The 360-nt window shown below is 46.4% G+C and carries 1 pseudogene; it reads left to right on the forward strand.

The features are described 5' to 3' along the window. Positions 1 to 61: 61 nt before the first annotated feature. Positions 62 to 360, forward strand: a pseudogene (locus ACYVTD_RS18120) (nucleoside-diphosphate kinase); the annotation flags it as partial.

The following is a 360-nucleotide window of genomic DNA, read 5'->3' on the forward strand; positions in this document are numbered from 1 at the left end:
GAAGGAGGGAAAGTTTTTTTCCCGCGCCGTTTTGACAGGCGGTGTACTTTCGCGGCTTTTAATGCGTACAGATTTGGAATTGGCAGGTGCGCAAATATTCGCGCCGGATCAAAATTTCGCGGAAAAATACGCGCTTTCCCTAAGAGCGAGGGCTCCTCAAAACCAGCTTGTTCTTTTGGCTGATTATGTAAAAAACTATTTTGGTCCGTCAGGCGGAAGACCGCACAGAACGCTTTTATTGTTGTTTAAGGGAGAAAACCCCTGCGAAAAACTTTTAAATACTTGCGGTCATTTGTACACCCAGCATGTGGAAGTTGACGCCCTTGCAGGGGAAACAATCCGCGATACATATTCAGACCT

It is taken from the genome of Treponema sp. R6D11 (genome assembly GCF_054786075.1).